This is a genomic window from Poseidonocella pacifica, from assembly GCF_900111875.1.
In the GTDB taxonomy this organism is placed as follows: Bacteria; Pseudomonadota; Alphaproteobacteria; order Rhodobacterales; family Rhodobacteraceae; genus Poseidonocella; species Poseidonocella pacifica.
Map to the genome: position 1 here is coordinate 60,200 of NZ_FOJU01000001.1, position 13,923 is coordinate 74,122.

The window sequence follows — 13,923 nt, forward strand, 5'->3', positions numbered from 1 at the left end:
TGATGAGGCCGCTGGCCGGCCATGGGGCGACCGTTGGCGGTGAGGCGATGCTGCTTGGCAAACACTTCTGGATGTCCTGTCGTAAATGTCGGTGAAACGAAGACGATGCCGTCTGTTTAGATCCACGCGCATGCCCACGCATTGACGCACATCAAGTCGCGTCGCGACGCAGGTGTTAATGTGGGGGTCGACACGGGAGCCGCAGATGCTGCCCCCCGGACCGAACATCTGGACACGGCAAAGATGACAGAGACCAATTCAGCCACTGAAACGCGGGATGAGCGGCTCGCGCCCGAAATGATGGGGCGCATCGCGGCCATACATGGCGGCGTCGTCGATGTTGTGTGGGACGATGCCGTGCCGCGCATTCACGACCTTCTTCATGCCGGAGATGTTCCGCTGGAAGTGTCTGCATTGTTAGGCGATGGCGTTGTGCGCGCGATGGCCATGGCTCCGGTACGGGGGCTGGGACTTGGCATGCCGGTCACGTCCAGCGGCGGGCCGATCACGGTCCCGGTGGGGGACGCGGTACTGGGCCGGATGCTTGATGTGTTCGGCGCGCCGCTCGATGGTCGACCTGCTCCGGAAACGGAGCAATTCCGGTCTATTCATCGGGCTCCGCCCAGCCTTGCCGAGCGCGTGGTCCATTCCAACTTTCTCGAGACCGGGATCAAGGCGATTGACCTGCTGTCGCCCATCGAACGGGGGGGCAAGACCGGGCTTTTCGGCGGTGCTGGGGTCGGCAAGACGGTTTTGATCACTGAGTTGATCAACAACACGGTACAATATCACAAGGGCGTCAGCCTGTTTTGCGGCATCGGCGAACGTTCCCGCGAGGCCGAGGAACTCTACCGTGAGATGGGCGAAGCAGGCGTTCGTGAAAAAACCGTCATGCTCTTTGGGCAGATGAACAAGGCACCCGGCGTGCGATTTCTCATCGGCAACACGGCCCTGACGATGGCGGAATATTTCCGCGACGAAAAGGGCCAGGACGTGCTCCTGCTCATCGACAATATCTTTCGGTTTGTGCAGGCGGGATCCGAGGTGTCGGGCCTGTTGGGGCGCATGCCGTCGCGGGTGGGGTATCAGCCGACGTTGGCTACGGAGCTTGCCGCGCTCGAGGAGCGGATCACCTCCACCGCGCGCGGGGCCATCACATCGATCCAAGCCGTTTACGTCCCCGCCGACGACTTCACCGATCCTGCGGCGGCGCATATCTTCTCGCACCTGTCCGCTTCGGTCGTCTTGTCGCGCAAGCGCGCCAGCGAGGGGTTATATCCCGCGGTCGATCCACTCGCCTCCACGTCCGTTATGCTGACCCCATCAGTTGTGGGGCAGAGACACTATGACATCGCGCGCGCGGTGCGCAGCACGCTCGCCGATTACGAAGAACTGCGTGACATCATCGCGATGCTGGGGCTGGAAGAACTCTCCTCCGCTGACCGTCTCACCGTGGCCCGCGCCCGGCGTCTTGAGCGATTTCTGACGCAACCTTTCGTGACCACCGAAGCTTTCAGTGGCACGAAAGGCCAGACCGTCCCGATTGCGAAGACGCTCGACAGTTGTGAGACGATCCTGAACCAGACCGAATTTCCGCTGCCCGAAAGCGCCTATTACATGATCGGCGATCTGAGCGATCTGGAGGGGGCGGCATGAGCATGGCTCGGAGCATGAGCGTCTGCTTGCGCCTTCCAACCTCCACCCTGTTCGAAGGGCAAGCTGAGCGCCTCACCGCAGTCGCCCCGACGGGCGCTTTCGGGCTGCTGCCGAACCACATCGATTTCGTGTCGGCTCTGGTGCCGTCTGTGATGACGCTCCGCCTCGTCGATGGATCCGAAGCGATCTTCGGCATCGATGAAGGACTGTTGGTCAAGAAGGGGCATAGCGTCGACGTGGCTGTATTGCGCGGAGTCCTTGGCGATGACCTGAGCAGTTTGAAGCACACTGTAGAGTCCCGTTTCGTACAAGTGGACGAAGAGGAGCGGCAGGCCCGCTCGGCCCTGTCCCGGCTCGAAGCCGATATGGTCCGGCGGTTCGCCGAATTGAAGACGCCCGCGCCATGAGCCCCGATCCCGACAAACCCGCCGAAGACATCGCGCGGCATGCCGCGCGGATGAAATCCGCGCGCGACCATCCGGGGCCAAGCCCGCTGCGCGGCATCGGCACCTTTGGAATGATCGGTTGGTCGATCGCGGTGCCGACGGTCGGGGGGGCGTTTCTGGGGCTTTGGCTGGACCGTGTAGCCCCTCAGGTCTTTTCATGGACGATTGCCCTCATCCTTGGAGGGGTCGTCATCGGCGCGTTCATCGCGGCGGCGTGGGTCAACAAAGAAGGAGACGGAGAATGATTGCTGTGGACTGGCCCGCATTGGGCTTGGGGCTGGCGGCCGGGACGTTGGTGAGCGCGCTTTTCTTTGCGGGGCTGGCCTTCGGAATGCAGCGTGCCCTGCGCGCCGGAAACGCGATCGCAACCCTCGGTGTGAGCGCGGCGCTTCGGATTTCCGGGTTATTGGCTATCGGCTGGTTGATTGCAACGCTGGCGGGGCCTTGGGCCTTTGCGGGATATGGCATCGCGTTTTTCATCTGTCGACGCATGGCGACCGCCATGGCCCGCGCGCCCGTACGGGCAGGAGGGTCGGAATGATCCTGTCGCCTGACCAGATGATCCTGTTTGTTATCTGGGGGATCCCGATCAATGCCACCATCTTCTATACGTGGATCGTGATGGCGATGCTGACGGGCGTCTCTATGCTCCTCACGCGCAACCTGCGTGCCGATGTGCCCCCGAACCGCTGGCGCACTGCGCTTGAAGTGATCGTTCAAAGCATTCAAAGCCAGATTGAGGAGATCGCCCAAGGTCCGTCGCGCCATCTCCTCTATTTCGCCGGGACACTCTTCTTGTTCGTTGCGGTCTCCAACTTGCTTCTTGTCGTGCCGGGGTTTGAGCCGCCGACGTCATCCCTCTCGACCACGACTGCGCTCGCCCTGTCCGTACTCGTGGCCGTACCCCTGTTCGGTATCACCAGCCGGGGCCTCGGCGGTTACCTCAAGACCTATCTGCAGCCCTCGTTCATCATGCTGCCCTTCAACATCATTTCGGAAGCCTCGCGCGGCATATCGCTCGCGATCCGTCTTTACGGCAACATCATGAGCGGCGCTGTCATTGCGGCCATACTGCTGACGGTCGCGCCGTTTTTCTTTCCGGTGATCATGGACGTGCTCGGCCTGCTGACCGGCATGATCCAGGCCTACATCTTCGCGATCCTCGCCACGGTTTACATCTCCAGTGCCACCAAGCCGCCACATCCGTCCACAACACAGAAGGACAAATCATGACTGACCTTGGGATCATTGCCGCTATTTCCATTCTCACTGCCGGATTGACGGTCTCCTTCGGGGCGATTGGCCCGGCTTTGGGTGAGGGACGGGCGGCCTCGCAGGCGCTCAGCGCCATCGCCCAGCAACCTGACGCCGCCTCGACCCTGTCGCGTACGCTTTTCGTGAGCCTCGCAATGATTGAATCCACGGCGATCTACTGTTTCGTCGTCGCGATGATCCTCATCTTCGCCAATCCATTCTGGAACGCGGCAGTCGAAGCCGCTGCGGCGGCGGGCGGCTGAACAGATGTCCATCGACTGGATCACGGTCGCGGCCCAGCTTGCCAATTTCCTTGTGCTTGTCTGGCTATTGAAGCGGTTTCTCTACCGTCCGATCCTCGACGGTATCGATGCACGTGAGGCGGAAATCGCGGAACGAATGCAGGTCGCCGTGCGCGCCAAGGAAGAGGCAAACGCGGCGGAGGCAGTCTTTCGCGCGCAACAGGCAGCGCTCCAATCGGAACAGGCAACTGCTACCGAGGCGCTACGTCGTCAGGCGGAAGAGGAGAAAGACGCACTTCTGAAGGAGGTGCATGACCGCATAGACCGGGAGCGCACGGCTTGGGCCGCGCATCTGCAAGACGAGGCGCGCAGCTTTACCGCAAAGATGCACAAGGCGGGAGGGCATGCCTTGTTGGAATTGACGCGCAAAGCCCTGATCGATCTTGCGGATGAGACGCTTGAGGCACGTATCGCCCTTCATCTGGGCAAGCAGATCGCGGCAATGGACCAAGATCTGGAGCATGCGGCAGGTGCGGCGGACGACGCCGTCATCATCAGCCACGAGGCCTTGCCGAAACCCATAGAGAAAGAGATCACCATCGCATTGCAGCGCCGTTTCCCGAAGATCGATGTCCGCTTTGAGGCGGATCCAGCCATGGCGCTGGGGCTGTCCTTGCGTATCGGCGGGGCGCAACTTGCTTGGACGGTCGATACCTACATCGATGGTTTGGACACGCATATGACTGACCAATTGGCAGCCGGATCCGAGGTGAGACCGCAATGAATAGCGTCTTTCAACCGCTTTCGGTCGAGCCGCATGATATTCTCCACAGCCTCCTGCAAAGCCCGTCTCCTGCACCGCGCCTCAACGAAGTGGGGCAGGTTGCGGAAGCGGCAGACGGAATTGCCATCGTCGGTGGGTTGGAGCGTGCGCTGTCTGATGAGGTTTTGGAGTTCGAAAGCGGTGCGATGGGCATCGTTCTCGATCTTGAGCCTGATCGGCTTGGTGTTGTTCTGCTGGGGCCATCCGACCGCGTCAGTGTCGGCGAAAGGGTCATCAGATCGCACCGGGTTGTCAGCACGAAAGTCGGGGAGGCGCTGTTGGGACGCGTCGTGGACGCGCTTGGCAATCCGAGCGACGGAAGGCGGCCGCTGAAATCTTCGTCCTCACATCCGGTCGAAGCGGAAGCCCCGGCCATCCTTGCCCGCCGTGCCATATCGCGCCCTCTTGCGACAGGTATCAAGGCCATCGACGCGGCGGTGCCGATCGGTCTGGGACAACGGCAATTGGTGATTGGTGACCGGCAAACAGGCAAGACATCGATTTGCGTCGATGCGATCCTGAACCAGACATCTACCGACGTGATCTGTATCTATTGCGCCACCGGCCAGCGCGGAGATGCGGTGGCCAAGGTCATCGGCGCCGTGCGCAAAAGCGGCATGATGGATCGTACCATCATCATGGCCGCCGGTGACGAGGAGGCGGCAGGGTTGGCCTATGTGGCCCCCTATGCCGCCATGACCATAGCGGAGTATTTCGCCGCGAAGGGCAGGGATGTTCTGGTGGTGCTGGACGACCTGACCCACCACGCACGATCTTACCGCGAATTGTCGTTGCTGCTCCGCCGTCCGCCCGGGAGGGAGGCGTTTCCGGGTGATATCTTTTACATCCACGCGCGACTACTGGAACGGGCGGGGCAGTTCACCGATACGGTTGGGGGTGGCTCGATCACGGCGCTCGCCATCGTGGAGACACAGGCCGAAAACCTTTCTGCCTATATTCCGACAAATCTCATTTCGATCACGGACGGGCAGGTCTATCTGTCACCGCGTCTTGTCCGCAAGAACCAGTTTCCGGCTGTTGATCTCGGCAAGTCGGTCAGCCGTGTGGGTGGCAAGGCGCAAAGCCCCGCGTTCCGGTCGGTGGCGGGCAACCTGCGCGTGACCTTGTCTCAATTCGAGGAACTCGAAGACTTTGCCCGCTTTGGCACGCGGCTAGACGACGCCACACGCGCCCGCCTGACACGGGGGGCGGCCGTTCGCGGCGCTCTGCGGCAGGCCGAACGTGACCCGATGCCAGCAATCGAGCAACTCGCCGTGCTGACCGCTGCGAACGGAGGTGTCTTTGACGGGTTGAACGAGTCCGAGGCGACCATGCTCATGGGCCGTCTGAGGCAGGCTGCGCGCACTGATCTTGGGGATATTGCCAAACGGATCGGCGAGGGTGCGGCGCTCGATGGGGCGGCGCATGAACGGATAGTTGCCATTGCGCAGAGCCTGCGGGACGCGACCGGGAGTGTGGATGCCCCAGACGCTTGAAACCCTGACCCGCCAGATGGGCAGCATGGAAAGCATCCATAGCGTCGTTCGCACGATGAAGACGCTGTCTGTCATCAATTCCGCCCCCTACGAGCAGGCGGGTCGCGCAATCGAAGCCTACCACAGGACCGTGCTCAGCGGGCTGCACGGGTTCATCCGGTCCGCGGGTACGCTGAAGTTGCCGGCGCAAAAGGTGAACGTGCGCGTGCTCGTGGTCTTTGGAACGGATCACGGTTTATGCGGCAGCTACAATGCTGTGCTCGCAGCGTACGTGGCAGAGCAACTCGATGCGCGCCAAGGCGCCGCACCACGCATTGCGTGTGTGGGCGCGCAGATGTCCGCAGCGCTTGCGGATCGGGCGATTGCGGTCGACCGAGTATTCCTTCCCCCTGCATCTGTCGACGGAATAGGGCGGCTGGCCAATCTGTTGACGCGCTATCTGGATGGGGTCCGCCTGAAGGCCGCTCCGTCCGAAATTGCGGTGGATTTGCTCTTCATCGCGCGCGCTGACGGCGGAGGGCAAGAGGTTCGGAGCGTCCCGCTTCTTCCGCTCGACACAACGGTCTTGAAGGACCTGAAGGAGAAGCCGTGGGATTCGCGCAGCCTTCCGACCTTTGCCATGAAACCCACAGACCTGTTTCGTGCGTTGATCCGGGGATATGTCTTTGCCAGCCTCTTCAAGGCTTCGGCCGAAGCGATGGTGACCGAAAACGCTGCGCGGCTGGCCCTGATGCAGCAGGCAGAGCAGTCCATCGAGGAACGACTTGAGGCACTCAGATCCGATGCGAACGCCCTGCGTCAAAGCGGGATCACCACCGAGCTTCTGGACGTCATCACCGGCTTCGAAGCCCTGAAGAAAACCCGGCGCAGGAAACCCGCCCAAGGGGGCGGGCCTGCAGGTCAGGCTTTGACCCTGATGGAGGATGGATCGTAAAAAGGTTTGAGGGAAGGTAGGGCGGCGACGCGGTGCCCGGCCACTTCGATCTCATAGGATGAGGACAAGACCTCCTGCGCAGACTGGCCTTCGCAGGGGACGTACCCCATGCCCATCGCCGCACCGAGATGGTGGCCATAAGCCCCCGAGGAAAGGTAGCCCACGATCCGCCCGTCTCGCAGGATCGGTTCGGCATGATACAGCAGGGGATCAGGATCGGTCAGCATGAACTGAACCAGACGGGATTTCAGCCCCTCATCGCGCTTTCGCTGCACGGCGTCGCTCCCGATGAATTTGACACCAGTCTTCTTGATGGCGAACCCGAGGCCGGCCTCAAGAATGTGATCCTCAGATGAAATATCGTGCCCGAAATGCCGAAAGCCTTTTTCGATCCGGCAACTGTCCATCATGTGCAACCCGCAGAGCCGGCCGCCCTGTGCTTCGCTCGCCTCGAGCAAGGTCTCAAACACATGCGCGGCCATGTCAGCGGAGACATAGATTTCCCAGCCAAGCTCACCTACGTAGGTCACACGATGCGCGCGTGCGAGGGCCATGCCGATCTCGATGTCCTGCGCCGTGCCAAACGGGTTCACCGCGTTGGAGAAGTCATTGGGTGACACGCGCGAGAGCAGTTCGCGAGAGTTTGGCCCCATGACACAGATCACCGCCTCCGACGCGGTCGCATCAAAGAGCGACACACGGAAATTCCCGACGTGGCGGCGCAACCATTCCTGATCGGCAAGCCGCGTGGCAGCGGGAGTAACAACGAGATAGGCGGTCTCGCTCAGCCGGGTGATGGTCACATCCGCTTCGATCCCGCCGGAGGAGTTGAGGAATTGACTATAGACGATCTTGCCAACCGGAACCGAGAGGTCGGAGGCCGACACGTAGTTCAGAAACGCCTCCGCATCCGGCCCGTCAACGCGGATCTTGCCAAAGGAAGACATATCGTAAATTCCGACATTCTCGCGGACTGCCTTGTGTTCACGCGCGGCATTGTCGAACCAGTTCTGGCGTTGCCAACTGTAGGCATATTCTGGCGTCTGCCCCGGTTCCGCAAACCAGTTTGCCCGCTCCCAGCCGGCGAGTTCGCCCATGACCGCCCCTGCGCGCAGCAGATGCTCATGCAGCGGAGAGCGGCGGATCCCCCGCGCGGTGGCCTTCTGGCGATATGGAAAGTGATCGGCATAAAGCAGGCCCAGCGTTTCCGTGGATCGCTCGAAGAGATAGGTCTTGTTGCCCTGAAACGGCTGCATCCGTGCGATGTCGACGTCCCCTAGGTCAAAGGGTTTCTCACCCGTGTCCATCCAAGCTGCCAGCGCCATGCCCGCGCCGCCAGCGGACTGAATGCCGATGGAATTGAACCCGGCGGCGACCCATACATTCTCCATCCCCGGCGCGAGCCCGAGGTGATAGGCATCATCCGGGGTGAAGCTTTCCGGCCCGTTGAAGAAGGTGTGGATACCCGCTTCGGCAAGGAGGGGCATCCGGTTGACCGCCGATTCAAGGATTGGTTCGAAGTGGTCGAAATCCTCGGGCAATTGATCAAACTCGAAGTCCTCCGAGATGCCTGTCATGCCCCAAGGCTTGGCGACGGGTTCAAACGCGCCGAGCAGAAGTTTTCCTGCGTCCTCTTTGTAATAGGCGCATTCCTCGGGAACCCGCAGGGTCGGCAATTGCCCCAGCCCGTCAATGGTGTCGGTGACGATGTAGAAATGCTCACAGGCATGGAGCGGCACGGTGACGCCCATCTGACGGCCAACTTCATGCCCCCACATGCCCGCACAGTTGACGACCATATCACAGGCGATGGTGCCCTGATCCCCGCCCTCGGTCAGCCACGTCACGCCGGTGATGCGCCGTCCGTCCCGCTCAAACCCCGTCACCTTGGTGCGTTCGATCACCTGCGCGCCGCGCATCTTCGCCCCTTTGGCGAGCGCCAGCGCGATATTGGCCGGGTCGCCCTGACCGTCCTTCTCGAGATAGACCGCCGCGGTAACGTCCTCGGTATTTACATGGGGATAGCGGGTCTTGAGTTCGCTGGGGCTGATTTCCTCTACCTCCACGCCGAACGCCCGGGCCATGGACGCTTGGCGCAGGATCTCTTCGCGGCGCTCGTCAGAAAGCGCCACGGTGATGGAGCCATTGCGCCGGAAGCCTGTTGCAACGCCGGTCTCCGCCTCAAGGTTGCCGTAGAGTTCCTGACTGTATTTGGCGAGCTTGGTCATGTTTTTCGTCGCGCGCAGTTGGGCGATCAACCCGGCCGCGTGCCACGTGGTGCCCGAGGTCAGCTGCTTGCGTTCGAGCAATACCACATCGGTCCAACCTAGCTGGGTCAGGTGATACGCGACGGAGCAGCCAATGACGCCGCCGCCAACGATGACAACGCGGGCCGTTTTGGGGGGGAGGGCCATGGTCGGGGTCCTTTCGCGATCAGGCGCGGAGGCGGGTGTTGTCCGCATCCCATTGGCAGGTGGTGACTTGGACGGTGGCAGAAAGTCGCGTTCCATAGACTTCCACTTCGACAGTGGAGCCTTCGGAAACTGACGCATCAAGCATGGCCAGTGCCAGCGCGGCACCTACGCGATAGCCATAGGCTGCGCTCAGCACTTCGCCCACCCGCGCGCCATTTGCGAAGACCGCGGCCATGTAGGGGGCATCCTGTGCGCCGGTTTCGACCTTCAACGATACAAGACGCCGCGCGGGCGGCTGCTCGGCTGCGCGGAGCGCCGCCTTGCCCGGAAAGTCCTGAGGTTTGTCGAGTTTGACGAAGCGCCCAAGACCGGTTTCAAAGACTGTGTAGTCGGTGGACAGATCGGTCTTCCATGCGAGGTATCCCTTTTCGATACGAAGGGAGTTGAGCGCGTACATACCGAAGGGGCGAGCGCCCGCTGCCCGGATCGCGCCGTAGACTTCTTGTGTATCTTCGGCCGCGCAATGCACTTCCCAGCCGAGTTCACCGGCAAAGGAGACCCGGACCAGCATCGCGGGTTTGCCTGCAATACTGGTCTTCTGGTGTGTAAGCCAATCGCGCGAGAGATCCGCATCCGTGAGGCCAGTGAGAATGTCGCGCGATGTTGGCCCGGTCACCAGCATCGCAACCACGTCGCGGGTTCTATCCGTGAGCGAAACACCCTCGGGGAGGGCGGCGCGCAGAATTTCGCCATCATGCCATTGGGCTGCGGCAGCAGTCATCAAGGTAAATTCATCCTCGGCATGCCGGATGCAGGACATTTCCGTTAAGACATGGCCCCGTGCTTCGGCGATATAGATCAGGTTCATCCGCCCGATTTCGGGCAGCGCACCGGTAATCAATGCCCGCAAAGCTTCGGCCGCGTCTTCGCCGGAAACGTCGAAGCGCGAAAACCCGGCAAGGTCGATGACACCTGTTCCATCACGTACAGCCAGCGCCTCTTCGCGCACCCGCGCTTCCCAGGGGCCGGTGCGATCCCATGTCAGGGTCGCAGTCTCGGACGTCTCGTCGCCGGGTTTCGCGAACCAGTTCGCACGCTCCCAGCCGCTGTAGGCCCCCATCTGAGCTCCGTCGGCCAAAAGGCGTTCATGGTTGGGGGAAAGCTTTCTGTCGCGTCCCGCGGGCCATTCGTGGTGCGGGAAATGCATTGCGTATTCATGGCCATAAGTTTCCTTCGCCTTCGCAACGGCGAAAGCCGCGTCAGCATGGTCGGTGAAACGGCGCGGATCACAGGACCACATATCCCACTCCGGTTGGCCATGCATGATCCATTCGGAAATCACCTTACCCGCTCCTCCTCCCTGCGCGATGCCGAACGTGAAGCTGTGGGCCTCGAACGCATTGGGCACACCAGGCATCGGTCCAACCATCGGCAATCCGTCGGGCGCGTAGGGGATTGGACCATTGATGTTGCGTTGCACACCTTGGGTGCCAAGCAGCGGTACACGCGCCATGGCATCCTCAATGTACCATTCGAGCCGGTCCAGATCGTCGGGGTAGAGCTGGAAGCTGAAATCCTCGGGCATCTCGGCACCCGAGGCCCATCCGACCCGACAGTCGCGTTCATAGGGGCCTAGGTTGAGGGAGTAGGTATCCTGCCGAAGGTAATACGAACTGTCGACATCGCGCAGCATTGGCACTTTGCGGCCTTGCTCTTCGGTCCACGCCTTGATTTCGGGAATTGCTTCGGTGAGGAAATACTGGTGACTCATGACGGTGAGCGGCACCTCGCGCCCGCCATGTGGCAAGAACCATTCGCCTACCCGCGCGGCATAGTACCCCGCGGCGTTCACAACGTATTCGCAGCGGATATCGCCCTTGTGGGTGTGTACGATCCATTCGCCGTTCTCGCGGCTTACGCCGGTGGCAGGAGTGAACCGTGCGATCATCCCACCCGCGGTGCGCGCGCCCTTGGCAAGAGCTTGGGTGACCTGGCTGGGGTCGATATCGCCGTCGAGCGGATCCCACAGCCCCCCCTCAAGATCATGCGTTTCCATGAATGGGAAATGTGCTTGCAGTTCTTGGGGAGTGCACATGTCCATCGTCAGGCCCATGTGCGCCGCCATGCCGCGTACGCGTTCGAACTCCATCATGCGTTCGTGGCTATGGGCCAGACGGACCGCACCTGTGACGTGGTAGTTGATCGGGTATTCCATTTCTTCGCCAAGCGTGCGGTAGAGGGCGAGGCCATATCGCTGCATGTTCATGACGCCGTAGTTCGCCGCGAAGTTGGGGCAGTTTCCTGCGGCGTGCCATGTGGAGCCAGCGGTCAGCTCATTCTTTTCCAGCAGGACGCAATCATTCCAACCGGCCCTGGCCAAATGATAGAGAGCAGACACACCGACGATACCGCCACCGATGATGACTACGCGAGCAGTGGAGGGAAAGGACATGTTGGACCTCAATAAACCGGGGGTGAGATGACCCAGAGCGCCTGGGCAGGTATGTCGTAGGGATTGGCCCAGCGGTATTCAGAGCCCTTGATCCGAAAGCTGTCGCCCGCACAAACGGTGAAGGCGCGCCCGTCAATCCAGATGTCGAGTGTGCCGGACAGCAGATAGACCACTTCGGTGGTGGGTCGTTGCCTTGTCTCGTCAAGGGCGGAGCCCGGCTGGAAAGTCGAATGGATGACTTCGAAATCATCGGTCAGATCGGGGGAGATCAACGCTTCGATCAGCCCATTGTCCCGTTCGCCGATTTCGCGGCGATTGCCGGCGCGTACCACGTGGCCGCGCTCTTCCTCCGGTCCTGAGGGGCGGCCGAAGAACATCGAGACCGGGGCCCCGAGGATCGTTCCGATGGCGTGCAGGTCATCTATCGTAGGCGTTGAAATCCCGCGTTCCACCTGGCTGATCCAGCCCACGGATTTGCCGAGTTGTTCAGCCAGTTCAGCAAGCGTCATCTTGCGCGCGGTGCGCAAGGCCCGAAGGTCGTGGCCGAGGGTGTCGGTATGCTCCATGGGGCTCCAGTTTTCGAATCTCGTGGCTGCTTGTGAAAAAATGAGCATGAATTTTCATGAGTGCGCAAATGAAAATTGCCATGAAATTTTCATGAGTTCCGAAATGATGGAGTTTGATGCGTGTTTGGGCAGATTTGGCGGCTAAAGCGCGTTGGCTGCGCGATCTATCCCGCGGGCGAGCAGAGCCATCCCCTTCTCAATCTTGGAAGACGCGATGGAAGAATAGGCAATGCGATAGTGTGATCGATCCGGTGAACGTCGCGCGAAGAAGGCGTTTCCGGGTTCAATGAGAACCGAGTCTTTGCGCAGATCGAGCGCCAATTGCGTCGTATCCACCCCAAGCGGTGCCCTCATCCAGAACGAGGAGCCGCCCAGAACTTCCCCTTGTTCCGGGATCAGACCGTGTTCCCGAATACCCTTTTCCACGATGGCACGGCGTTGCCCATAGTAGCGGGCCATGCGCGCGATCTGGCTGTCGTAGTGGCCCAGGGACAGGAAGTAGGCGGTGGTACGTTGAATGTGGCTGGGGGGATGGCGCAGCACCACGGTGCGGAGCTTGCGCATCTCTTCAATCAGCATTTGGTCTCCTACGACATAGCCAAGCCGCAATCCGGGGAAAATCGATTTGGAGAAGGAGCCGAGGTAAATCACCCGCCCATCCTGATCGAGCGACTTCAGGGCAGGGGAGGGGCGCGCGAGGAAGGACATCTCGAATTCGTAGTCGTCTTCCACAATCAGGAAATCGTGTCGATCGGCACGCTCCAGCATCTCCACCCGTCGTTCGAGGGGCATGGTGACGTTGGTCGGGGCGTGGTGGCTTGGGGTGGTGAAGACGAGTTGTGCCTCCTCGGGTATGAGTTCCGGCGGTAGGCCCTTGTGATCGACATCCACCGAGCGCCCGACATATCCCATTTGGTCGAAAATTCGCCGCAACCCCGGAAAGCAGGGGTTCTCGACGATTGCGACCTGCCCGTCAGCGAGAAGAAGTTGCGCGATCATCCACAAGGCATTCTGACCGCCCATCGTGATCAGAATTTGGTCGGGTGTCGCGTGGATACCGCGACGGGGCAGGATATGGCGGAGGATGAACTCGACCAGCATCGGATCGTCGCTTTGGTATCGGTCCTGAGCCAGACTGTCGAAATCGCGTCGCCCCACGGCGCGCAATGCGCAGGCTCTCCAGTTGGCGTGGTCGAAGAGATCGGGATCGGACTGACCGTAGATGAAGGGGTATCTGTAGTCCATCCAGTTCGGGGGGCGCAGGATATCTCCCCGCTGATGCACCGGGCGGGTCAGTTTCGTTGCCCAATCCACGACGGGGCGATCTTGCCGGGCGGGGCTTTCGAATTTGGGCCGGGTCGGTGCGGTCTCGGCAACGAAGTAGCCTGATCGCCCACGTGCCACGAGGTATTCGTTCGCAACAAGTTCGTTGTAGCTGACCGTTATGGTGATCCGTGCGACGCCGAGATGTTCGGCAAGCTTTCGGGAGGAGGGCATCTTTTCCCCCGGGGCGCAGCGGCCCGAGAGGATGGCTTCGGCCACGATCTGCTGGACCTGATGCTGCAATGTGGCCGTGCTGTTGGGTGGCAGCAGGAAGATCTCGGGGGGTATGGGCATATGGGAACTTGGGATACCGGGGG

Annotated in this window: 13 protein-coding genes; 9 read left to right on the forward strand and 4 right to left on the reverse strand. The window is 61.1% G+C overall.

What is annotated here, in order from left to right; translation table 11 throughout:
* The first annotated feature begins 243 nt into the window (after positions 1-243).
* Genes atpD through BM234_RS00360 form a run of 9 tightly spaced genes read left to right on the forward strand, consistent with a single transcriptional unit; the run spans position 244 to position 6,851 of the window.
* Complete coding sequence (gene atpD, locus BM234_RS00320; RefSeq protein WP_092061250.1) at positions 244-1,656, forward strand: F0F1 ATP synthase subunit beta; 1,413 nt, start codon at positions 244-246, stop codon at positions 1,654-1,656.
* Positions 1,653-2,063 (forward strand): ATPase, encoded by a 411-nt coding sequence (locus tag BM234_RS00325; protein ID WP_092059535.1) that lies wholly within the window; start codon positions 1,653-1,655, stop codon positions 2,061-2,063. The genes atpD and BM234_RS00325 overlap by 4 nt, the downstream gene beginning before the upstream one ends.
* Positions 2,060-2,347 (forward strand): AtpZ/AtpI family protein, encoded by a 288-nt coding sequence (locus BM234_RS00330; protein ID WP_092059537.1) that lies wholly within the window; start codon positions 2,060-2,062, stop codon positions 2,345-2,347. Before BM234_RS00325 ends, BM234_RS00330 begins: the two co-directional genes overlap by 4 nt.
* Positions 2,344-2,643: an ATP synthase subunit AtpR gene (locus BM234_RS00335; protein ID WP_217645932.1), complete on the forward strand. Its 300-nt coding sequence runs from the start codon at positions 2,344-2,346 to the stop codon at positions 2,641-2,643. The genes BM234_RS00330 and BM234_RS00335 overlap by 4 nt, the downstream gene beginning before the upstream one ends.
* Positions 2,640-3,335, forward strand: a complete 696-nt coding sequence (locus tag BM234_RS00340; RefSeq protein ID WP_092059539.1) for a F0F1 ATP synthase subunit A — start codon at positions 2,640-2,642, stop codon at positions 3,333-3,335. Before BM234_RS00335 ends, BM234_RS00340 begins: the two co-directional genes overlap by 4 nt.
* Positions 3,332-3,619: a F0F1 ATP synthase subunit C gene (locus BM234_RS00345; protein ID WP_092059541.1), complete on the forward strand. Its 288-nt coding sequence runs from the start codon at positions 3,332-3,334 to the stop codon at positions 3,617-3,619. The genes BM234_RS00340 and BM234_RS00345 overlap by 4 nt, the downstream gene beginning before the upstream one ends.
* Before the next feature lie 4 nt (positions 3,620-3,623).
* Positions 3,624-4,382, forward strand: a complete 759-nt coding sequence (locus BM234_RS00350; protein ID WP_092059543.1) for a F0F1 ATP synthase subunit B family protein — start codon at positions 3,624-3,626, stop codon at positions 4,380-4,382.
* Complete coding sequence (locus tag BM234_RS00355; RefSeq protein ID WP_092059544.1) at positions 4,379-5,917, forward strand: F0F1 ATP synthase subunit alpha; 1,539 nt, start codon at positions 4,379-4,381, stop codon at positions 5,915-5,917. Before BM234_RS00350 ends, BM234_RS00355 begins: the two co-directional genes overlap by 4 nt.
* Positions 5,901-6,851, forward strand: coding sequence for a F0F1 ATP synthase subunit gamma (locus BM234_RS00360; RefSeq protein WP_092059546.1), 951 nt, complete (start codon positions 5,901-5,903; stop codon positions 6,849-6,851). The genes BM234_RS00355 and BM234_RS00360 overlap by 17 nt, the downstream gene beginning before the upstream one ends.
* Here the strand turns inward: BM234_RS00360 and BM234_RS00365 are convergent.
* The 4 genes from BM234_RS00365 to pdxR form a co-directional block, all read right to left on the reverse strand.
* Positions 6,818-9,265 (reverse strand): GcvT family protein, encoded by a 2,448-nt coding sequence (locus BM234_RS00365; protein WP_092059548.1) that lies wholly within the window; start codon positions 9,263-9,265, stop codon positions 6,818-6,820. The two genes, BM234_RS00360 and BM234_RS00365, sit on opposite strands and share 34 nt — an antisense overlap.
* A gap of 19 nt (positions 9,266-9,284) precedes the next feature.
* The gene (locus tag BM234_RS00370; RefSeq protein WP_092059550.1) at positions 9,285-11,717 is read right to left on the reverse strand and encodes a GcvT family protein; all 2,433 of its coding nucleotides are present in this window, start codon (positions 11,715-11,717) and stop codon (positions 9,285-9,287) included.
* A gap of 8 nt (positions 11,718-11,725) precedes the next feature.
* The gene (locus BM234_RS00375) at positions 11,726-12,283 is read right to left on the reverse strand and encodes a helix-turn-helix domain-containing protein (RefSeq protein ID WP_092061254.1); all 558 of its coding nucleotides are present in this window, start codon (positions 12,281-12,283) and stop codon (positions 11,726-11,728) included.
* A 141-nt stretch (positions 12,284-12,424) separates the two neighbouring features.
* A complete protein-coding gene (pdxR, locus tag BM234_RS00380) occupies positions 12,425-13,900 on the reverse strand; it encodes a MocR-like pyridoxine biosynthesis transcription factor PdxR (protein WP_092059552.1) in 1,476 nt (491 codons plus the stop codon).
* Positions 13,901-13,923 lie beyond the last annotated feature (23 nt).

What these genes read in the sequence shown, in the direction of transcription:
- atpD (WP_092061250.1), top strand. Translation starts at nt 244, where the DNA reads ATGACAGAGACCAATTCAGCCACTGAAACGCGGGATGAGCGGCTCGCG.
- BM234_RS00325 (WP_092059535.1), top strand. Translation starts at nt 1,653, where the DNA reads ATGAGCATGGCTCGGAGCATGAGCGTCTGCTTGCGCCTTCCAACCTCC.
- BM234_RS00330 (WP_092059537.1), top strand. Translation starts at nt 2,060, where the DNA reads ATGAGCCCCGATCCCGACAAACCCGCCGAAGACATCGCGCGGCATGCC.
- BM234_RS00335 (WP_217645932.1), top strand. Translation starts at nt 2,344, where the DNA reads ATGATTGCTGTGGACTGGCCCGCATTGGGCTTGGGGCTGGCGGCCGGG.
- BM234_RS00340 (WP_092059539.1), top strand. Translation starts at nt 2,640, where the DNA reads ATGATCCTGTCGCCTGACCAGATGATCCTGTTTGTTATCTGGGGGATC.
- BM234_RS00345 (WP_092059541.1), top strand. Translation starts at nt 3,332, where the DNA reads ATGACTGACCTTGGGATCATTGCCGCTATTTCCATTCTCACTGCCGGA.
- BM234_RS00350 (WP_092059543.1), top strand. Translation starts at nt 3,624, where the DNA reads ATGTCCATCGACTGGATCACGGTCGCGGCCCAGCTTGCCAATTTCCTT.
- BM234_RS00355 (WP_092059544.1), top strand. Translation starts at nt 4,379, where the DNA reads ATGAATAGCGTCTTTCAACCGCTTTCGGTCGAGCCGCATGATATTCTC.
- BM234_RS00360 (WP_092059546.1), top strand. Translation starts at nt 5,901, where the DNA reads ATGCCCCAGACGCTTGAAACCCTGACCCGCCAGATGGGCAGCATGGAA.
- BM234_RS00365 (WP_092059548.1), bottom strand. Translation starts at nt 9,265, where the DNA reads ATGGCCCTCCCCCCCAAAACGGCCCGCGTTGTCATCGTTGGCGGCGGC.
- BM234_RS00370 (WP_092059550.1), bottom strand. Translation starts at nt 11,717, where the DNA reads ATGTCCTTTCCCTCCACTGCTCGCGTAGTCATCATCGGTGGCGGTATC.
- BM234_RS00375 (WP_092061254.1), bottom strand. Translation starts at nt 12,283, where the DNA reads ATGGAGCATACCGACACCCTCGGCCACGACCTTCGGGCCTTGCGCACC.
- pdxR (WP_092059552.1), bottom strand. Translation starts at nt 13,900, where the DNA reads ATGCCCATACCCCCCGAGATCTTCCTGCTGCCACCCAACAGCACGGCC.